At 43.9% G+C, this 21,816-nt stretch carries 16 protein-coding genes; 14 read left to right on the top strand and 2 right to left on the bottom strand.

Features of this window, described 5'->3' with window-relative positions; translation table 11 throughout:
* Nucleotides 1–38: 38 nt before the first annotated feature.
* From CHB62_RS10425 to CHB62_RS10400, 6 genes are all read left to right on the top strand, one after another.
* Nucleotides 39–422 (top strand): TraR/DksA family transcriptional regulator, encoded by a 384-nt coding sequence (locus tag CHB62_RS10425; RefSeq protein WP_009013136.1) that lies wholly within the window; start codon nucleotides 39–41, stop codon nucleotides 420–422.
* On the top strand, nucleotides 422–1,102 hold the full coding sequence (locus CHB62_RS10420) for a lipoprotein signal peptidase (RefSeq protein WP_009013137.1): 681 nt from the start codon (nucleotides 422–424) through the stop codon (nucleotides 1,100–1,102). Before CHB62_RS10425 ends, CHB62_RS10420 begins: the two co-directional genes overlap by 1 nt.
* Before the next feature lie 7 nt (nucleotides 1,103–1,109).
* On the top strand, nucleotides 1,110–2,063 hold the full coding sequence (locus tag CHB62_RS10415; protein ID WP_089366794.1) for a DUF4296 domain-containing protein: 954 nt from the start codon (nucleotides 1,110–1,112) through the stop codon (nucleotides 2,061–2,063).
* The gene (locus tag CHB62_RS10410) at nucleotides 2,060–2,287 is read left to right on the top strand and encodes a hypothetical protein (RefSeq protein ID WP_009013139.1); all 228 of its coding nucleotides are present in this window, start codon (nucleotides 2,060–2,062) and stop codon (nucleotides 2,285–2,287) included. The genes CHB62_RS10415 and CHB62_RS10410 overlap by 4 nt, the downstream gene beginning before the upstream one ends.
* A gap of 63 nt (nucleotides 2,288–2,350) precedes the next feature.
* The gene (locus CHB62_RS10405) at nucleotides 2,351–3,988 is read left to right on the top strand and encodes a M23 family metallopeptidase (protein ID WP_089366793.1); all 1,638 of its coding nucleotides are present in this window, start codon (nucleotides 2,351–2,353) and stop codon (nucleotides 3,986–3,988) included.
* Nucleotides 3,989–4,005: 17 nt separating this feature from the next.
* On the top strand, nucleotides 4,006–5,643 hold the full coding sequence (locus CHB62_RS10400) for a dipeptidase (RefSeq protein ID WP_089366792.1): 1,638 nt from the start codon (nucleotides 4,006–4,008) through the stop codon (nucleotides 5,641–5,643).
* 1,044 nt (nucleotides 5,644–6,687) lie between these two features.
* On the opposite strand, the gene fusA2 is transcribed toward CHB62_RS10400, so the two are convergent.
* Nucleotides 6,688–8,850 (bottom strand): elongation factor G2, encoded by a 2,163-nt coding sequence (fusA2, locus tag CHB62_RS10395; protein WP_089366791.1) that lies wholly within the window; start codon nucleotides 8,848–8,850, stop codon nucleotides 6,688–6,690.
* 205 nt (nucleotides 8,851–9,055) lie between these two features.
* On the opposite strand from fusA2, the gene hemW reads away from it, so the two are divergent.
* Nucleotides 9,056–10,282, top strand: coding sequence for a radical SAM family heme chaperone HemW (hemW, locus tag CHB62_RS10390; protein WP_089366790.1), 1,227 nt, complete (start codon nucleotides 9,056–9,058; stop codon nucleotides 10,280–10,282).
* Nucleotides 10,283–10,453: 171 nt separating this feature from the next.
* Nucleotides 10,454–10,780 carry a hypothetical protein gene (locus CHB62_RS10385; RefSeq protein WP_009013144.1) on the top strand — a complete coding sequence of 109 codons (327 nt, stop codon included), beginning with the start codon at nucleotides 10,454–10,456 and terminating at the stop codon, nucleotides 10,778–10,780.
* A gap of 98 nt (nucleotides 10,781–10,878) precedes the next feature.
* Here CHB62_RS10385 and CHB62_RS10380 read toward each other — a convergent pair whose 3' ends face one another.
* A complete protein-coding gene (locus CHB62_RS10380; protein ID WP_089366789.1) occupies nucleotides 10,879–12,099 on the bottom strand; it encodes a uracil-xanthine permease family protein in 1,221 nt (406 codons plus the stop codon).
* A 197-nt stretch (nucleotides 12,100–12,296) separates the two neighbouring features.
* Here CHB62_RS10380 and CHB62_RS10375 point away from each other — a divergent pair, with 197 nt between their 5' ends.
* From CHB62_RS10375 to CHB62_RS10350, 6 genes are all read left to right on the top strand, one after another.
* Nucleotides 12,297–13,604 carry a serpin family protein gene (locus CHB62_RS10375; RefSeq protein WP_089366788.1) on the top strand — a complete coding sequence of 436 codons (1,308 nt, stop codon included), beginning with the start codon at nucleotides 12,297–12,299 and terminating at the stop codon, nucleotides 13,602–13,604.
* A 1,007-nt stretch (nucleotides 13,605–14,611) separates the two neighbouring features.
* Nucleotides 14,612–16,834: a M3 family metallopeptidase gene (locus CHB62_RS10370; protein ID WP_089366787.1), complete on the top strand. Its 2,223-nt coding sequence runs from the start codon at nucleotides 14,612–14,614 to the stop codon at nucleotides 16,832–16,834.
* 93 nt (nucleotides 16,835–16,927) lie between these two features.
* Nucleotides 16,928–17,617, top strand: a complete 690-nt coding sequence (locus CHB62_RS10365) for a murein L,D-transpeptidase catalytic domain-containing protein (protein ID WP_089366786.1) — start codon at nucleotides 16,928–16,930, stop codon at nucleotides 17,615–17,617.
* Nucleotides 17,604–18,188 (top strand): 50S ribosomal protein L19, encoded by a 585-nt coding sequence (locus CHB62_RS10360; RefSeq protein WP_089366785.1) that lies wholly within the window; start codon nucleotides 17,604–17,606, stop codon nucleotides 18,186–18,188. The genes CHB62_RS10365 and CHB62_RS10360 overlap by 14 nt, the downstream gene beginning before the upstream one ends.
* A gap of 234 nt (nucleotides 18,189–18,422) precedes the next feature.
* A complete protein-coding gene (locus tag CHB62_RS10355) occupies nucleotides 18,423–21,002 on the top strand; it encodes a Tex family protein (protein WP_089366784.1) in 2,580 nt (859 codons plus the stop codon).
* A gap of 4 nt (nucleotides 21,003–21,006) precedes the next feature.
* Nucleotides 21,007–21,504: an STM3941 family protein gene (locus CHB62_RS10350; protein WP_089366783.1), complete on the top strand. Its 498-nt coding sequence runs from the start codon at nucleotides 21,007–21,009 to the stop codon at nucleotides 21,502–21,504.
* The last annotated feature ends 312 nt before the right edge of the window (nucleotides 21,505–21,816 follow it).

Genomic DNA, 21,816 nt, shown 5'->3' with positions numbered 1-21,816 from the left:
ATCATAATTACTTTCATAACCTAATTCAATTTTACCTTATGGAAACCAAGAAGCGTTATTCCGATGAGGAACTCGAGGAGTTCCGAACGATAGTAAATGACAAGTTAGCGATTGCAAAGTCTGACTACGACGAGACGATGAAGATTCTGATGAATAAGAATACTAACGATGTTAATGATACGTCACCTACGTACAAGGCATTGGAGGAAGGTAGTTCTAATCAGACCAAAGAAGAGTTGGTTCAGATGGCGCAACGTCAGCAAAAGTTTATCCAAGCGCTCCAAGCAGCACTTGTAAGAATCAACAATAAGACGTACGGCATCGACCGTATCACAGGAGAGCTTATCCCTAAAGAACGCTTACGTATCGTGCCACATGCGACACTAAGCGTAGCTTCTAAGATGGCAAATAAAAATCACTAATGAGTAGTAAACAGAAAAAACAAAGCTTGATAGCGACCTTACTGATAATTCTATTAATATTAATAGACCAGATTATTAAGGTCGTTGTCAAGCTTAATATGAATTTAGGTGACTCTATCCATATCTTCGATTGGTTTCAGATACAATTCATCGAAAATAATGGTATGGCATGGGGAATGGAGTTAGGAAGCAAGCTCTTCCTAAGTGTCTTCCGTATTGTAGCGATAGGTTTTCTTATCTGGTATATATCGAATCGTATCAAACGAGGGGCAAGAATGGGCTATATCATTGTGTTATCAATGATTACAGCAGGTGCTGCAGGCAATATCTTTGACTCTCTTTTCTATGGACAGATATTCACCGCTTCTACCCCATACTACGTAGAAGGGGCTACACCAGCCACACTTGTCTCATGGGGACAAGGCTATGCTCCGGTATTAATGGGCAAGGTAGTTGATATGTTCTATTTCCCTCTTTTCCACGGAACATTCCCAGATTGGTTCCCAGTTTGGGGTGGAGAGTCATTCACCTTCTTCTCTCCTATATTCAACTTTGCAGACTCTTGCATCTCAGTAGGCGTCTTCATCATCATTCTTGCATTCCGAAAGGATTTCAACGGATGGGTGCCAGCAACAGAGAAGAAGGTTACTGACAAAGAAAACATTGCTGATAATCAGTAGAAAGACAATGAGAAGTAAATATTTGGTCCGTCCTTTCGTCACGCTCTGTGTAGTTTTACTTGCACTCCTCGTCGTAAGTTGTAAGCCAACTATCCCTTCAGAGTATATCCAACCATCGGAGATGGAGGATATGCTTTACGATTATCATATATCCATGGCAATGGTTAATCGTGAAGGTTATACGGATGTCAAGCAGAAAGCATATAAGTTAGCAGTAATGAAGAAATATGGTGTATCGGAAGAGAAGTTCGATAGGTCACTTCAATACTATATGCGACATACAGAGAAACTACACGATATCTATGTCGACCTAACAAAGCGATTGGAGAATGAAGCACGTAGCCAAGGTGCTTCAGAGAGCGAGTTGGCTCAATACGGCAATATTACTTCTAAGGGAGACACCACTGACATCTGGCGTGGAAAACGCTCGTTGATACTTTCTCCGTACGCTCCTGTCGACCGTGAGACCTTTGAAATCAAGGCAGACACAGCCTTTCATAAGGGCGATCGACTACTCATGAGTTTCGACTCACAGTTTATTATACAAGACGGGATGCGTGATGCAATCATCATGATGGTAGTTACTTACACAAATGACAGTATCATCACACAATACCAACACATCACTTCTGATTCTCGCAACACTCTGACAATCGACACAAGCGACTCTTTACGGATAAAGAACATACGTGGCTATTTCCTAATGCTAAAGGGACAACAGCCGTCAAGTACGTTCAAGATGCTTATAATCAATAACATCCAACTCGTTCGTATGCATCTTCAACAGCAAGAGTCGGCTCTGCCAAAGGATTCTCTACAACAGTCTGACCCTATCAGAACCATCGGTGGCGAACCTGTCAGCCCTGAGGCAGCCTCCAGCAATCCCCCTGCTCCACCAACGAGGACACCTGAAGACGCAAGGAGAGAACGAGGGATACCGGACAGGCCAGACAAGTTATGACAGACTCTCCAAAGTCCTTAAGACGTATCGCAGCTAACGTCATTCAGACAACCACAGGTACTATCGAACAAGGAATAGTGGTTATTGAAGACGGAATAGTCGTCCAGACCTATCCTTTCTCCGAGGAAGAAGCTATGACAGAATGGATAACTGGGACGATAATCCTACGCCTTGATAATGAAGGAAAGTACAGGGCCTACAAAGGTGACCAATTACTGAAATGATTCTATCCGTTGTTTCGAAGCAAACAACAGATACATACATAAAAAGAAAGGATCTGATAGCCTATGAATCTGTTATTGAATATTTTATTATCCATACTCCCCTTCGGTTCACCAGTGCATGTCCCAGTGCAACTGGCGGGCAACTTTGGGGAGCCACGACCCAATCATTTCCACGGAGGAATTGATATTAAGACCGAGAGAGAAGTAAATCTTGGCGTCTATGCCATTGCCGATGGCTATATCTCTGGTGCTGTTGTCGAGAAACACGGATATGGGCGAGCGATCTTAGTCACCCACCCTAATGGATATACCAGTTGTTATGTCCATCTCAACCGCTTTGCCCCACAAATTGAAGCGGCCGTGCGCAAATGGCAATACCAGCACCAGCAATTTGCTTGCGATGTGAAGTTTCGACCGGGAGAGTTCCCTGTCAAGAAGGGACAGTTCATTGCTCTTAGCGGTAATACAGGCTCTTCACAAGGTCCACACATCCATTTAGAGATGCACAAGACCGCCAATGGCAACCTTTACGACCCACTCACTTTCTTAAAGGGCATCGTTAAAGACAAGACAGCCCCAGCCGTTTATTCATTCAAAACCTATCCTCAACCAGGACAAGGTGTCTTCCAACACTCACCAGACTCACGTATCTTCACCTTTGACAAAGGACATTTCCAAGCATGGGGAAAGGTGGGCTTTGGTGTAAGAGCAAGTGATCACATGGATTCGGTATATAACAACTATGGCATTAGATACACTCAGCTGTATTGTGATGGTAGACTGGTTTTCTCTTCAGATGTGAACAACATCCCTACAAGCTGCCACAGGATGGTTAATTCATGGGGTGATTACGACCATTTCCTGTCGACGAAGATTTGGTTTATGAAATCTTATATCGAACCTGGTAATACGCTCCCTATCCTACGAGCTGACGCTAACAAGGGTATTATCAACTTCAATCAGCAACGCGACTACCACCTTCGTTACGTCTTAAAGGATGTCTTTGGCAACCAAACCGTCAAGGAGTTCACTGTAAGGGGTGAACCTGAAGCTATCCCAATAGCCTATCATCCAGAGGGTGCAACTCCACTCTATTATGATAAAGACAATCACTTCAACGCAGACGGAGTACGACTGAATATAAAGAAAGGCCTTCTTGCAAAGAATGGATGGCTACAACTACTGCATGGGCGAACATACAATGCACATTCCGAGGCTTATAGTTTCGCTAAAGCGGCATATCCTCTTTTCAACTATGCACAGATAAGTTTGAAACCAAGCGGTGCGGTACATAATCCGGAGAAACTCTATGTTGCGATGCGTAACAGCTTGAACGCTGATGCACCAGCATCCTTCTGCGGTGGGAAATACGCAAAGGGCTGGGTTACAGGACGGATGCGTGAGTTAGGATGTGCCTACTTCCTTGCCTACGACGATACGCCACCAACGATTACACAACAGAGTCTGAACCCACGCCATCTATCCTTTAAGGTGACCGACACGGGCAGCGGTCTACAGGGTTATAAGGCTTATCTCGATGGACAGTTCATCCTACTCCAGTTTGGAAAGAACAAAGAGATACTCTTCTGTGATCTCGCTGACACCCCTGTACGTCCTACTGGGAAAGAACGCACATTGCGCCTTATTGCAACAGACAACCGTAACAATAAGAACGAATATCTGACTAAAATAAAGTATTAACAATTAAATTGTAGAGTATGAAGAAATCATTTGCAACACTATTCTTCCTTACAATGATTACGTATGCTAACGCCTGTACAAACCTCATTGCTACTAAGGGAGCAACGACAGATGGCTCTGTCTTTGTCACTTACACCGCTGATGATTACGGCATGTTTACTAACCTTTGTCATTATCCTGCTGGCACTCATGCCAAGGGAGACCGTCGCGAGATTATTGACTACGACACACATGAGCGTCACGGGTCTATTCCAGAGGCGCCAGTGACCTACAATGTGATTGGTAACATCAATGAATACCAAGTAAGCATTGGCGAGACAACCTACGGCGGACGCGAAGAGATGGTCGATAAGGATGGTATTATCGATTATGGATCATTGATGTATCTTGGCTTACAACGTAGTAAGACTGCTCGAGAAGCTATTAAGGTGATGACATCACTCGCAGAGACTTACGGTTATAACTCTGGTGGTGAGACCTTTACCATAGCCGACCCTAACGAGGTATGGCTCCTTGAGATGCAGGGTTGTGGAGGTGAAAAGGAACAACGGGTGGTATGGGTTGCTGTTCGCATCCCTGACGGTATGATTTCTGCTCATGCTAATCAAAGCCGCATCGGACAGTTCTCTACTTACAACACAGAGGTTATCAAGTCTAAGAACTGTATCAGCTTCGCTCGTTCTAAGGGCTGGTTCAAAGGTAAAGACAAGGACTTCAACTGGAAAATGACCTATGCAGCACCAGACTTCGGAGGCCGTCGCTGGTGTGATGCACGTGTTTGGAGCTATTTCAATCACTTTAAGGATATGTCTCATTGGTTGCCTTGGGCCTTGGGTAAAGACCCTAACGCAGAGGACATGCCACTTTGGATTGCACCTGATAAAAAGGTAGACTTACCTAAGATGGAGGCTTGTATGCGCGACCATTATGAGGGTACTCCATTGTCACTTGATAATGATATAGCACAGGGCATTTGGGAGTCTCCTTACCGTCCTACTCCATTGAAATACGTAGTTGATGACAAGCAATACTTCAACGAACGTCCTATCTCAACCCAGCAGACTGGTTTCTCTTACATCGCACAGCTCCGCTCATGGCTGCCACGTGAGATTGGTGGTATCTTATGGTTCGGTAATGATGATGGTAACATGGTTGCTTACGTACCTATCTATTGTAGTAACACTGAGCGTGCAGAGTGTTTTAACACCCCTGGAGCAGACGCTGTAACATTCTCTGATAAGAATGCTTTCTGGGTGTGCAACTGGGTCAGCAACATGGTTTACCCTCGTTACTCTCAGCTCTTCCCTGCTTTGAAGGAGGTGCGCGACTCACTTGACAATGCTTTCCTTGCTGCTCAAAAAGGCGTAGAGGCTAAGGCTGAATCACTCTATGCTACCGACAAGGCTGCTGCTGTGAAGTATCTCAATGACTATTCTATTCAGAAGAGCAACGAGATGATTGCACGTTGGCGTCAATTAGCTATCCATCTGATTGTGAAGTTCAATGATATGGCAGTCAAGCCAGAGAAGGATGGTAAGTTCCTCCGTACCTCTACAGGACTTGGCGAACACGTAAAACGTCCAGGTTACAGCGACTACTTTAAGCGTGAACTGGTTAAACAGACTGGTGATAAGTTTGCTGTTCCTAATAAGTAAACAGCTGAAGACAGTCGATTTTACTGGTCGATAAAGTTTATTAGCTGAACTTTCTGCACCTTACGAAGGTAGCCTCACCCCTATCCCCTTACCGTTTAGAGAGGAGAGAAGAAGATGAGGCTACCCTTAGGAGGCAGTGGACAAAAGAAGACGGGACGCTAAACTTGTAGACAGAAATTGTACGGATTTTTCGGTAATCACTCCCCTCTCTGTTTGTAGAGAGGCCGAGGATGAGACAAGAAGAGGCCCTTCTACGTTCGAGAACATGCCCTTCTTACTGGCAGAAGACGCCCTTCTTGACGCAAGAAGGGCGTCTTCTTCTATTCAGTCTGTAACGCTCTGATTTCTTGTAGGTTATAAACCAAGTTTTAGAAGACGCTACACCCTTCTTTTGAGGAGGTTTAGTACGATAGCATGTAAAATCTTTTTCACAATACAACTAATACCTTCAGAGCGCGGTATTATGGCTGAAAGCTCACATGGAAAATAGTGAAAAGCTGAGATAAACTTTTTCTCTTATAGAGAGGACAACACATTCTCTCACGGAGAAGCACAAATTTTTGAATATAGATTGGGCCCACATATACAGTTAGTCCTTCCCCTTTCTCCTCCCTACGAGGGAGAAGAAGGAGGAGAGGCTAACTATTCATGCGTTTGGAAACACTTTTGAAGACAATAAAAAACGACTGAAACTATCATAATAAAATCGGTTGAACCATACAATTTATGGTTAAGTAAAAGCGAGAGGATTTATGAGAAAATAATTTTCCTGTCATTCCTGTCACGCAATCCGACCGCCTAACTCATTAGTCCACAGTACGGTTACGGCAAATGTTAAATATGACAGCAAACTAAAATAAAACTTTTCTTGTAATAAGCTGTATTATTTCCATTATTTTTAGTGGCCTTTTTCACGTGGTTATTCAGAGAAATCTTAAAGAAACAACTACGTAAAAACAAAAAGAAAAGAGGTTGAATTCGATACCACATCACGTAGCCATCGAATCAACCTCTTCACTTATATTAATCTAAAAAATGGTATGTTTATTCCTCTTCTTCCTTCACTTCAGCTTCATGTTCAGCTATCAACTTCTGCTGAATGTCGTTAGGAACAAGCTCATAGCTTGCGAACTTGGTTGTGAAACTTGCACGACCACCAGTGAGAGAACTCAGTGAAATACTATAGTTAGCAAGTTCCTTCAAAGGAATCTTAGCCTGTAGCTTCTGGTAACCAGCCTCAGAATCCATACCCATAATCATCGCACGGCGTCCCTGTAAGTCACTCATCACATCGCCCATATAGTCACCTGGCACAAAGACCTCTAAGTCATAGATAGGTTCAAGTATCTTTGGACCAGCCGCCTTAAAGGCATCTGAGAAAGCATGACGAGCTGCCAAGGTGAATGAAAGTTCGTTAGAGTCAACTGGGTGCATCTTACCATCGTAGACAATCACACGTACATCACGTGCGTAACTACCCGTAAGAGGACCACGCTCCATGCAGTCCATCACTCCTTTCAGGATTGCTGGCATGAAACGACCATCAATAGCTCCACCGACAACAGAGTTGATGAACACAAGTTTACCGCCCCATGGGAGGTCGCGTTCCTCACGTCCTTTGATATTCATCTTGAACTCCTGCCCATTAAACTTATAAGTTGTTGGGTCAGGCATACCCTCTGCGTATGGCTCAACAATCAAGTGCACCTCACCAAACTGACCTGCTCCACCACTCTGTTTCTTGTGGCGATACTCAGCCTTAGCCTGCTTAGTGATCGTTTCACGATATGGTATCTTTGGTTCTTTGAACACTACTTGTAGCTTCTCATTATTCTCTAAACGCCACTTAAGCGTACGGAGATGGAACTCACCCTGCCCATGAACAATCGTCTGCTTCAACTCCTTGCTCTGCTCGACAACCCATGTCGGGTCTTCTTGACGCATCTTTAATAAAGCCGCCATGAGCTTCTCAGTCTCCTGTGAGCTCTTAGCCTCAACGGCACGAGAGTACTTAGAGTTAGGGTATTTGATGAAATCGAAACGTTGGTCGGTACCCTTACCATTCAAGGTGTTACCAGTCTTCACGTCTTTCAACTTAACCGTACAACCTAAATCACCCGCATTAAGCTGGTCGACAGCAATACGGTTAGCACCAGCACAAGCGTAAAGCTGTCCCATACGTTCCTTAGAACCACGGTCAGAGTTGGTCAGGTCGTCACCAGACTTTACACAACCACTCATCACCTTAAAGTAACTTACCTCACCAATATGCGGTTCCATACCCGTCTTAAAGAAGTAGAGTGACTCCGGACCATTGCTGTCTGGCGTTACTTCCTCACCACGTGTATTATGAATCTTAGGCATCTCATCAACGAAAGGAACGACATTTCCTAAGAACTCCATCAGACGGCGAACACCCATACTCTTACCTGCACAAACACAGAAAACAGGGAAGATAGAACGCGTTACGAGGCCCTTACGGATACCAGTACGCAACTCATCTTCTGTCAGAGTCTCCTCTTCAAAGAACTTCTCCATCAATCCTTCGTCATTCTCTGCAGCAGCTTCAACGAGCGCTTTATGTAGTTCCATTGCCTTTGGTAACTGGTCGGCAGGGATGTCTTCAACAATCGGCTCGCCTCCTTCAGGCTTCCAACTGTACTTCTTCATCAGTAGAACGTCTATCAAACTATTAAAGCCTGGACCCGTCTCGATAGGATACTGCACTGGAACACACTTAGAACCATAAATCTCTCGCATGCTTGAGATGAGGTTATCAAAGTCGCACTTGTCAGAATCCAACTGATTAATAAGGAAGATAACAGGCTTCTTCAGCTTCTCAGTATAGCGGAAGATGTTCTGCGTTCCAACCTCTGGTCCATACTGGCCATTAATAAGGATAACAGCCTCATCAGTAACGTTAAGCGCAGTAATAGCGCCTCCAACGAAGTCATCACTACCCGGACAATCAATGATGTTAAGCTTCTTATTGTTCCATTCAACATGGAACACCGTTGGAAATACAGAATATCCATACTCCTGTTCGACAGGGAAGTAATCGCTAACTGTATTCTTAGCTTCAACTGAACCACGGCGTTTAATGACACCAGCTTCGAACAACATACTTTCGGCAAGGGTTGTCTTGCCGCTACCCGCACTACCAACTAAGGCAATGTTCTTAATCTCGTTTGTCTGATATACTCTCATATCTGATAGATTTAAGCTGTTAGTAATAATTTATTCGATTATAGGGGATAAGTCTTAACTCATCCATTCAGCGGTCTAAGTTAGGCATTTTCAATGAAAGCACCAAAGTTTCTTACGAAAAAAACAAGTTCTTTTAAAACTTATTAGTACATTTGCATTGTTTCTTGTAAGGCATACATTAATATATACACATACACGCTCTATCATGTTAGGATTATACATTCACATACCTTTCTGTGCCAGTCGCTGCATTTACTGTGGGTTCTATTCCACCGTACCAGCAAAGAAGAAGGATGAAAGACGTTCTGTTGAAGAACAGTATGTGGACGCTATCTGCCATGAGATGGAGCTGCGTGCGGAGAAAGACGATGCAATGTCTGGTGGGATAACGACAGCTTTGACAAGTATCTACTTAGGTGGTGGTACTCCTTCACAGCTCTCTTTTAAGAGCCTACAGAAGATATTCCAAACAATAGATAAGGTATATCACATTGGTTTAGAATGGGATACAGAGAGCAACAGGTGTATTACTACCACGCCTATTGAGGTCACTATGGAGTGCAACCCAGATGATGTAACGAAAGAATTTGCGCTGAGCTTGCGTTCACTACCTATCAATCGTATCTCAATGGGAGCACAGACCTTCTCCGATGAACGCCTACGTTTCCTACGCCGTAGACATACAGCTGACGAGGTGGAGACAGCTGTCAAGCGTCTACGAGACGTCAACATCAAGAACATATCAGTCGACCTTATGTTTGGGTTCCCCAATGAGACGCTTGAAGAATGGGAGGAAGATATAGAGCGACTACTTGCTTTAGATGTCGAGCATATCTCTGCGTACAGTCTTATGTATGAGGAAGGAACTCCCCTCTACCGCCTCCTTCAAGCGGGAAAGGTAAAGGACATGGACGATGAACTTTATCGTCAGATGTACGATAGACTCATCGATCGGTTATCCGAAGCCGGTTATGAGCAATACGAGATTAGTAACTTTGCTAAGCTCAACACCCATCATTCGATACATAAAGTGCATAGTCCTTATCGTTCCCAACACAATAGTTCTTACTGGCACAACGTTCCTTACATAGGTATCGGTGCTGCTGCCCACTCATACAGCAATGGTAAAAGAAGTTGGAACATAGCAGACACCAAGGCATATATCGCTGCTCTACAAGAAAACAGACGCCCTTGTGAGGAAGAAGAGATTGATGCAGACACCCATTATAACGATATGATAATGACAGCTCTACGCACTTGTGAAGGAATAAACCTATCGTCGCTCTCTGCAGAATACCGCACCTACCTCATGCGTCTTGCAACTCCTTTACTACAGCAAGGCCTATTGAAGGAAGATAACGGCCATCTCCACCTCACCCGCAACGGCATCTATGTCAGCGACTCCATAATGAGCGATTTAATGAAAGTATAAGTATTATATCACTATTCATCATCACCCAACACCCAACACCCAACCCTTTCACATCACTATTCATCATCACCTAACATTCAACACCCATCACCCAACACCCAACACCCCACCCTTTCACATCACTATTCATCATCACCCAACATTCAACACCCATAACCCAACACCCAACCCATGACCAACGAAGAATTTGAAAAGAACTGGGCAGAACACCGCAAAGAGGTTCTTGCCAACAACGAAGAGTATCAACACATTGCTCAGAGCTATAAAGGTTCAGGCTGGATAGACTATGTCATCTTCATTGCAGGCTTTGTTATCTGCGAGAACTACACAAAGACTATCGTAAACAGTATCGTACTTCAATATCTCCTTGCACTTGTAGGAATGATCTTGATATGGTTAGGCTATCGCCTTATCAAGAGTTTATTCAATAGCAAACAAACGTTAGAGGAGCTCGAAGAAAAGATTAAACAGCAGTATAGAGACTCGCTCTCCAACTGATAAAAAACAATCAACCTCCGACCTTACAGTGACTGAAAAGCACTCTAAAGGTCGGAGGTTTCGTATATTCTGCTTATCTGACTAATATACTGATAAGCTTATTCTTTCTTTGCAGGCTTCTTCTCCTTTGCAGGTGGCAAGAGTAGATTTAAGATGACACCGACAACTGCTGAAAGTCCGATACCGCTGATTGAGAAACTCTTATAGTTCAGTACAGCCCCACCAATACCCATTGTCAGGGTGATAGATATGATGATAATGTTACGTGTACGGTTGAAATCTACCTTATGTTGGATAAGATTTTGAATACCAACTGACGCTATCGTACCAAATAACAACAACATGATACCTCCTAAGACAGCTGGGGGAATACTCCGCAAGAGAGCACTCAACTTACCGATTATCGAGAAGATGATAGCTGTAGCGGCTGCTATACGAATCACCTGAGGGTTGGTCACCTTCGTAATACTCATCGCTCCTGTCACCTCACTATAGGTTGTCACCGGTGGACCACCAAGGAAACAAGCTGCTAAACAAGCCAAACCATCACCCAACATCGTACGATGTAAGCCTGGAGACTCTGTGAAGTCTTTATCTGCAACAGCACTCACCACATAAACATCTCCCACGTGCTCTATCACTGGAGCTATCGCCACAGGTATCATATAGAGGAAGGCTTCCCAAGAGAACTGCGGCAAATGGAAATGAGCTAATGCTGGAGGTAATGCAAACCAAGGCGCAGCTTTAACGTTAGTAAAGTCTACCACACCCATATACATAGCCACTAAATAACCTACAACGATACCACTAATTACTGGAACCAGCTTCATCAAGCCTCGTCCCATAGATAGAACGACGACGGCAACACCTAAGGAGATAAAGGCAAGTATCCAATTTGTCTTTGCCATATCAACCGCTGACTTAGATAAAGAAAGGCCTATCAGAATAATCACAGGACCTATCACGACTGGAGGGAACAGCTTGTCTAATAGTTTCTTGCCCTGCCATTTAATCAAAGCAGACATCACAAAGTAGACAAGGGCCACACCAGCGATTCCTGCCAAGGTCCCTGACATACCCCAATGGGCTGAGGCATAGACAATAGGGGCGATGAAAGCGAAGGAAGAACCTAAAAAAATAGGAACCTTACCTTTCGTTACAAAATGAAAGATAAACGTTCCTAAACCTGCTGTGAATAACGCTGTTGCCGGGTCAAGTCCCACAAGTAGAGGGACGAGGACCGTTGCGCCGAAAGCTACAAAGAGGAATTGAACTCCCACAATGGTCTTTCTCATTGGCGATAGTTGTAAATTACTCATGTAAAGAATGATTTTTATTAGGATAAGATGTATTGTCTTCTATTCGGTTTACAAAAGTATAAAAAATGTGTGTCAATGTGGTTGGAAATGCTAAAAAAAAGACTTTTTGATAGAAAAAGTATGTCTTTATAGATGTTTATGCAATTCTTTTTGTATCTTTGATGTCGTCTTTTCTAAATCTAAACATACGCAACGCTATGGCCAAAAAACTACTATTCCTCCCCATCCTACTCTTATTAGTTTGTTGTACACAATCTAAGAAGGCTTTACAGAAACTTGAACAAACTGTCAAGGAGGCTACAACAAGTTTGCAACCTACCCTTGAGGACGCAGCCAAGAAGGCCGATCCCGACTATCAACTATCTAAGGAAGAGGAGAGGTTGGTGTCTTCTTCTAATGCGTTCAGCCTTAAGTTGTTCCAACTACTTGCTAACAAAAAGGGGAAGGAGAGTGTGGCTCTCTCACCAATGGCCGTCATCTATTCGCTGAATATGCTCAACAATGGGGCGAATGGGAAGACACAAGCGGTTATCTCAAAGGCTCTCGGCTATACTGCTGACGACCTTGAGGACATCAACTCACTAAGTAGAACGATGCTGATCGGTCAGAGAAAGGGAGGAATTGACGAACAGAACGATTCGTCAGGATACATGATTACGGCCAACTTCCTGATACTGAATGGGCAAACAAAGCTTTTACCCGATTTTCAAGAGGTCTTAGAACATGATTATTTCACCAATATTATCGACAATGCCAACACTCCGAAGGGAAAAGAAAGAGCAAACAAACTCTGTAAGACGATAACAAAAGGAGACATTACGAACTTGCCCATCAACCTCACAGGACCACGTGCTGCACAACTTTTCAATGCTGTTACGCTCAAGACAGCTTGGTCTTTACCGTTCTATAAGGAGCTTACTAAGTCCATGCCATTCCATTGTGAAGATGGGAGAACACGCCAGGTTCGGATGATGATGAACGATGATACGATGCAAATGTACCAAGGCTATAACGCAAAGGACTATCAGGTGCTGCTTATGCCTCTACAGAACGGTTTTAGCCTATATGCTATTCTACCGCAAAAGAAGGTTAACTTGCAGGATGTCATCCGTAAGTTAACCGTCAAAGAACTACGTAAAATAGCGCAAAGCACCAAGACATACGACAATGTAAACATACTGTTTCCTTGCTTTTCTACATCTTCGAATATCCCGTTGAAGCAGTTGTATGGAGACATGGGACTGGGTAGTCTCTTCACTCATGAAGCCGATTTCAGTAGGATGAGTGCGCAACCTCTTGCTGTCGACGATGTCTTCCAACAGATAAGCCTGAATGTTAATGAAGACGGAATCAGTGCAAAAGCCATTCAAGTAACGCACATTGCTTATTTATCAGCAAATGATAATACATCTTCTTTCAGCTTCAAAGCTGACCACCCTTTCCTTTATTACATCCTTGACAGGTATGATAACCTCTGTTTTATGGGGACGTATATGGGCGACTAAGACTGACTGTAGGGACATAGAAAGCTACAAATCATCGACTATCCCACCTTTTGAATGAGGTTTCAAACAGTCTTTATCATATCAGAACACTCATTCCGAGATGGGTCAACAGTCTCACCTCCTATTCGTTTCAGAATGAAATAAGTGCATGAACACTGCGATTATCCCACGCAAGATTATGCTTATCCTATTATGTAGTTTACATTCATGGTAGGAGCGTAATGCGTAGTCTTGTTCATTCCACCCTTTGTCCATTCAATACTCGCTGTTTTTGACAGTCATCTAAGTCGTTTATAGCATACTGAAAAATCATTACAAACAACCTTGTAAAGCGTTGGGAACGAGAGAGCAAAGCACGTATAAAAGTGAGCATATAACCTTCACATAATCAATCAGTTATATACACCACCAAAGAAAGGCGTCTTCAAGGGGCAAGAAGGGCGTCTTTAAGAGGCAAGAAAGGCATGTTCTTGAACGTAGTTAGGCCTCTTCTTCATCCTTGAAGGGCAAGTATTGGTTTCAAGCCGACTGAAAACTATTTACAAGTCCACCTATTCCTTCGTTTATTATCATACCGTCTATCATTCTTCCTCCCTGTTGCCTACTGCTGTTTTAATACTTATCTCGTGATGTGCACTACCTTCTCTAAGATTCTCATAGACGTATCTCCGTGATTACACTCCCCTCAACTCTGAAAGAGGCAAGTGTGCACTTTTCGCTTGACCACGTCTGTATCTTCTGCTCACCCATTCTTTCTATGATAGAAGAAACCTTAACTTCTTATTCGATTTATTTGATACTCTCGTTTTTTTTATGTAAGTTTGCGGAATAAAGGGAGATGGAGATGGAGATAAATGATAGATGACATCAACACCTAACATTTAACACCTACCACCATGGAGTTACTATGGAAGTAAGTTGAATTGCATTACACCAACACCTAACATTTAACACCTACCACCCATCCCCCCCCATTACCCAACATTCAATACCCAACAATTAAAAACATGAAACAGAACCTCAAGAATGTTGTACTGGCCGCAGGACTTGCTTGCACAGCACTTACAGGTCAGGCACAAAACGTAAGACCGAAGACGACACAGACGGTCAGTAATTCGCTTATGAAACAGAGTACACTACCTTTTAACGCTCCTGATTTCAGTCATATCAAGGGTACAGACTACCTGCCTGCCATCAAGTTGGCTATTGCTGAGCAAAGAGCTGAAATAAAGAAGATTACAGACAACAAGCAGAAGCCTACTTTCACCAATACTATCTTAGCTTACGAGCGGAGTGGAAAGAACTTGGAACGTATATCAAACATCTTCTATGCACTCGTATCAGCCGATAAGACAGGAGAAATAGAGAAGGCTCAAGGAAGCATAGTACCCTTAATGACGGAGTTTGAGAACGAGGTTAAGTTTAATCAGAAGTTCTTCCAACGTATTAAATACGTATATGACCACGAATACAATACGCTCAAAGGCGAGGATAAGAAGCTGTTGGAAGTAGTCTATAAAGACTTCACTCATGCTGGTGCCTTGCTCCCAAAGGAGAAGATGGCACGTATGCAAGAGATTAATAAGGAGTTGGCAAAACTTCAGCAGGACTTTGGTGATATGCTTCCGAAAGCAGCCAATGAGGCAACAGTATGGGTCAACGATGTGAAGGAACTGTCTGGTCTCAGCGAAGCAGATATTGCTCAGTGCAAGAAAGATGCTGAGAGCCGTGGCGGTAAGGCACCTTATTGTATCGTGATTACGAACACCACACAGCAACCTATCCTTGCAAGCCTTGACAACCGCAGCTTGCGTGAGCGTGTCTACAATGCTTCTATCCATCGTACAGACGGTACAGGGGCTTACAACACCTTCCCTATCATCGTGAAGATAGCGCGTCTTCGTGCTGAGAAAGCGCAGTTGATGGGCTATAAAAACTATGCTTCATACTCGTTGGAGAAGACTATGGCAAAGAACACGGATAATGTCTATGCCTTTCTCCGCCAGATGATTGGTGCTTATAAACCAAAGGCTGAGGAGCAGACAAAGGCGATTGAGGAGTATATGAAGGCGCAAGTGAACAAGTTAGCGAGTGGACAAGTAGACAAGTTAACAGGTGAACAAGTTAACGCAAATAACTCGTCTACCAGTCAACCAGTCAACTCGTTTACTGCTCTCCAGCCCTACGACCGCTTCTATTATTCGTCAAAGATGAAGAAGGACCAGTTCAACTTCTCAGATGATGACGTGAAACCTTATTTCAATCTTGACTCTGTTCTTGTCAATGGTATCTTCTATGCGGCCCATCGTGTCTATGGTCTTAGCTTCCGTGAACGTAAGGATATCCCGACTTATCATAAGGACATGAAGGTATTCGACGTACTTGATGCTGATGGTAAGCAGTTGGCTCTGTTCTATTGTGATTACTTCCGCCGTCCAACAAAGCGCGGTGGTGCATGGATGAGTGCCTTCCTCAAGCAGAGCTTAGATAGGAATCAGAAACCATTAATATATAATGTGTGCAACTATGCGAAGGCCCCAGAAGGTCAACCTACACTCCTTACTTGGGACGAGACACAGACAATGTTCCACGAGTTCGGACATGCCCTGCATGGTATGCTATCTCATTGTAAGTATAACACATTGAGCGGTACGGCCGTAGCACGTGACTTCGTAGAGATGCCATCACAGTTTAATGAGTCGTTCGCAAGTATTCCAGAGGTGTTCAACCACTATGCACGCCATTACAAAACCAATGAGCCTATGCCTGACGCATTGCGTGAGAAGATGCTTGGATCGCTCAATTTCCTCTCGGCATACGCATTGGGTGAGAATCTTGCAGCAACCTGCTTGGATATGGCTTGGCATTGTCTCTCTCCTTCTGAGGTTCCAACAGCTGAAGAAGCACCTGCTTTTGAGAAGAAAGTGTTGGCTGAGATTGGTCTACTAAACGCTCAGATACCTCCTCGTTATTCAACTTCTTACTTCAACCACATCTGGGGTGGAGGTTATGCAGCAGGTTATTATAGCTACCTATGGAGTGAGGTATTGGCCGTGAATATTGCTGACTATTTTGCAGAACACGGTGCACTGACTCGTAAGGTGGGTGATGATTTCCGCCAGAAGGTTCTCTCACGTGGTAATACTCGTGACCTTATGACTATCTTCTCAGACTTTACTGGCCTAAAGGCACCTGATACAAAGGGTCTTCTGAAGGCCAGAGGGATGTAGAAAGAACATCTATCGCTATCAGCCTCAGCCCCATCCTCTCTCCGACAGGAGAGGGGAGTGGACATCGAGATAGCCCTATCTATTAGATAAGTAATGGGAAACGATAAGACAAGAAACAAGTCAAAGGATGCCCAAACGATGGGAATATCGCGCTGTTCACACCCCTTTCTACAAGGGAGAGGATGGAGGAGAGGCCGCCTTTTCATCTTATTCCTTCTCCTCTTCTTAACGCTCAACTTTGGCGTAAAAGGCTATTGGAAGATAAAGTCTTATTCATTCCAAAGCCAATTCAAAGACGTGTGGGAAATCTGTCACGACAAGGGGTTTAACGAAGACTACTGTGTCCTCGTTGATTTCTCACGCCCGTCAGGTGAGGACAGAATGGCTATCATCGACTTAAAGACATTATCGGTGCTCGACACAGGACCCTGTGCACACGGCAAAGGAGAAGGCAACAGTGCGTGGAAACCACGCTTCTCAAACAAGGAGGGAAGTAAATGTTCGAGTCTTGGACATTTCAAGATTGCTGAGAAAAGTTATTCTGCTAATGTTGGACTATGCTTTGCCCTTGATGGTCTTGATAGTTCAAACGATAATGCACGACGGAGACACATCCTCATTCATAGCTCTCGTTACGTGGGGATTATGCACCACCTAACCTCCTATCTCCCACTCTCCAATGCTTCGTGGGGATGCTTCACTACAAGCCCAGCTATGCTGAAGAAGATTGAAGCCATCTGTGATAAAAGTAAGAAACCCATCTTGCTTTATGCCTATAAATAAGTTTGGTGAACAAAAGATGATGACGAAACTACAGTTGAAAAGACTCTTGACTTGCATTCTACTGACAATGCTTGTCACCCTCAACACACGTGGGCAAGCCCTTTGTGTCATTGATGGTACACCCCTACCCGACTCCCTCTTGCATGTCACTATCAATGAGATGCGTTCGGATTCGGCCAAAGAAATTGTGGCAAACAGACTCAGACTCATTCCACCCTATGCCATTGAGTCCATACAAATATTCTCACCAGAAGAACAGATAAAGCAAGGGAATAATCTTACTTTCTGTAAGACTCCAAGAGACATCGTCTTCATTAGGACCAACTCCTTTGCTGAACTACAATGGATAATAGATGGTAGACCGAAGAAACCACATAAGCGGTTGACTATCATTGAGTATATGCTCTCACCCAAAAGCATAATAGAAGCAATGCCAAAGAGCATTAAGTCTACTGATATCTCCGCCCTACACCTTATTACATATAGGAAGGATCCACGACAAGAGATGCGTCCGACCATCATTATTGAGACCCGAAAAGCCTCTACCAAACCCTCTAAAAGAAGGAGATAAGGTATTGGCATAAACTGTTCCATTCTAAACAAGTAGAGAAAAAGATACTCACGCATGACAAACAAGGAATGGGAGATGATAAGTAAAAGGTGCTTATAAAGATAGAATAGACAAGGGTAAATGAGTAGTAAAAGCATAGCCTACCTTGTAGAGGTAGTTCGCTATTTATCTCATTCTCCACTGATTAGAGGGATATTATCTCTCCTCTCTATGCAAACAAAAAAACATCTATAAATGGATAGACCAACATCATACGGCAAAAAGACCGAACCAATGAATAATAACGAACAGTCAGCAAATACGACACCTTCCCTTTCTGGAGATCTGAAGGAGGCTTCCTTTATCTCTCAATCACTTTCCCTTCCTCACAGAAGTGTCTTGGCAGTTCTCATCCTACTCAATGAAGGCTGTACAATCCCATTCATTTCTCGCTATAGAAAGGAACGTACAGGAAACCTCAATGAGGTTCAGATAACCGATATCAGCGAACTTTACGACCGTTTGAAAGAGCTCGGTAAACGTAAGGAAACTATCCTCAAGACCATCCGTGAGCAGGGGAAACTCACAACAGCATTAGAGACTAAGATTCAGTCTTGTATGGATGCTACCGAACTGGAGGATATCTACCTACCTTATAAACCTAAACGACGCACACGAGCACAGATTGCTCGTGAACAAGGATTGGAGCCTTTAGCATTAGAGATCATGAGCGTGGCTGCCTCTTCCAACCCTTCTGTAGGGAGGAGAACAGCTCTTTCCTGCTTATCCGAAAAGGAGAGAGACAAGCTTGCAAGTGCTTGGCAGGAATATCAAGAAGGGACTAAAGGGTCTTTATTCGCCCGTGAGCATGTAGATATTTCCACCCTTTTGGAGGGGGTAGGAGAGGCTTCTCTTACCCTTTCGAAGGAGTTAGAAGGGGCCTTAGACATCATCGCCGAGATTGTATCAGAGAACCAGCAAGCACGTAATACCGTCCGCACAGCTTACCATCGTGGGGCCATCATCTCATCAAAAGTTATCAAGAAGATGAAGGATACAGACGAGGCACAGAAGTTCTCCGACTACTTCGATTTCTCTGAACCACTCCGTCGATGCAACAGCCATAGGCTACTTGCCATGCGTAGAGGTGAGTCTCAAGGTATTCTACGAGTAAGTATTACGATTGAGGGGGAGGAATGCATCTCACGTCTAACACGGCAGTTTGTACGTGGACATGGTCTTTGTCAGGCCCTTGTCAGCCAAGCTATTGAGGACTCTTTCAAGCGTCTTATCAATCCAAGTATGGAGAATGAGTTCGCAGCCTTGAGTAAGGAACATGCCGACGAAGAAGCTATTAAAGTCTTTACAGAGAACCTCCGTCAACTTCTCCTGTCTCCTCCACTTGGTCAGAAACGTGTTCTTGCCCTCGACCCCGGCTTCGCCAATGGTTGTAAGATAGCTTGCCTTGACGAACAGGGTACCCTTCTCCATCACGAGATAATCTATCCGCATCCTCCACGCAACCTGGTAAGACAAGCCACGGAAGCCCTACACAGGATGATAAACACCTATAAGATTGAGGCTATTGCCATTGGTAATGGTACGGCAAGTAGGGAGTCAGAGACTTTCATTAGTAATATTCTCCAAGACACAACGAACGACTTTGGGAATATATTAAGATATGTAGTCAGCGAAGACGGTGCTTCCATCTATTCTGCTTCACCCGTAGCACGTGAGGAGTTCCCCGATGAAGATGTTACCACACGTGGTGCTATATCCATCGGACGAAGGCTCATGGACCCTCTTGCCGAGCTTGTGAAGATCGATCCAAAGAGTATCGGTGTCGGACAATATCAGCACGATGTCGACCAATCAAAGCTCAAGCACTCACTCGACCAAACGGTGATGAGTTGTGTCAATCAGGTGGGAGTCAACCTCAATACGGCTTCTCGTCACTTACTTACCTACGTTAGCGGACTCGGTCCGGCCCTTGCTCAGAACATTATCGACTATCGTCATGAGCACGGTCCCTTCATTTCTCGTACCCAATTAAAGAAGGTGAAGCGTCTGGGTAATACTGCTTACCAACAATGTGCAGGCTTCCTTCGCATCCCCAATGCCAAGAACCCGCTCGACAACTCTGCTGTTCATCCTGAAAGCTATCACATTGTTGAACAGATGGCAAAGGACCATGGCTGTACGATAAAGGACCTGATCGGTAATAAGTCACTCTTGTCTCAGATTGATATCCAACAATACATCCATAAAGGTCTTACCCCTCTAAGTCCAAGCAGTCTCCCTCCTCGTTCCTCCTCTCCGATAGCGAAGGAGACTACAGGTAATGGTTCGCATAAAAGAGAGAATAGTAGTAAGCCTTTATCAACTAATAGTGAGATTGCAACGATCGCCTTTTCAGGGGGTTCGAAGAAGACCTATTCTTCTCTGTCTGAGGGTTTGAGCGAGTTATCTCTCACCCCTTCTGAGGAGTTAGGAGAGGCTACCCTACGTGATATCATAGCCGAACTTGAGAAGCCAGGACGTGACCCACGTGGCGAGGTGGAAGTCTTCGAGTTTGATAAGAACGTCCATTCCCTCAATGATCTCATCGTTGGAATGGAACTACCGGGTATTGTAACGAACATTACCAACTTTGGTGCGTTCGTTGACATCGGTGTTCATCAAGACGGACTTGTACACATCTCCCAGCTCTCCGACCGTTTTGTCTCCGACCCCACACAGGTTATTCGTCTCCATCAGCACGTCCGTGTCCGTGTTGTTGAGGTCGATATGCGTCGCAAACGCATTGGATTAAGTATGAAGAATATCAAACAATAAAGAGATGAATACGACAAAGAAGACCCTTGCTTACTTAGGTGGCATAGCATTTACAATCTTAGGAATATGGCTCCTTACCATGGATACCTCCACAACAACCTATCCTGTTTGGAAGATAAAGGTTACTGGTGTACTCTCCGTCACCTTCTTTGGTGGAAGTGTTTTATACATGACTTATAGAAAGATAAGACTTATCATAACCCATAAGAAAGATATTGAGTTTACTGATAGCGGCCTTTCTATCTATGGAGCTAAGGAAATATTATGGCGTGAAATAGCCGACTTCGATTTGATACGCTTTAAGGGTAATAGGTTGATAACCATCCAAATGAAGAATCCAACAGAGGTTCTTGCAAGCGAACCATCGTGGATAAAACGCAAGACAATGGAATACAACCTAAAAACTATCAATGCCAACTACGCTTTCCCTGCTTATCTAATAGATGGAAGAGCCGAGGAAGCGCTTGCATTGTGCAAAGAGAAGTTGGTAGAACATCAATAAGATTAGTTGTCAACCAGTACTCCACCACCCTTGTCGGCCTCATTGGTCTGATAAGCTAACACTCTCGCTTCTAATAATAAACGACGTATAAATCAGATGGATATGAGCGATAACCTCTTACTCTATATCATTACATATTATACAAGATAAGTTTTATTTTTGTTTGCTGTCACATTTAACATTTCATACAATCCCCCTGTAAACTAATAAGTTAGGTGATGAGATAGGATGACAGTAATGACAGCAACTTTTATTTTGGGTGGAGAGACGTATTATCTATGTACAGAGACAGAGCGTGTAAGGAGTACTCAT

Origin of the sequence: Prevotella jejuni (genome assembly GCF_900187995.1) — a bacterium.
Taxonomy (GTDB): domain Bacteria; phylum Bacteroidota; class Bacteroidia; order Bacteroidales; family Bacteroidaceae; genus Prevotella; species Prevotella jejuni.
This window is presented reverse-complemented; position numbering and strand designations above follow the sequence as displayed.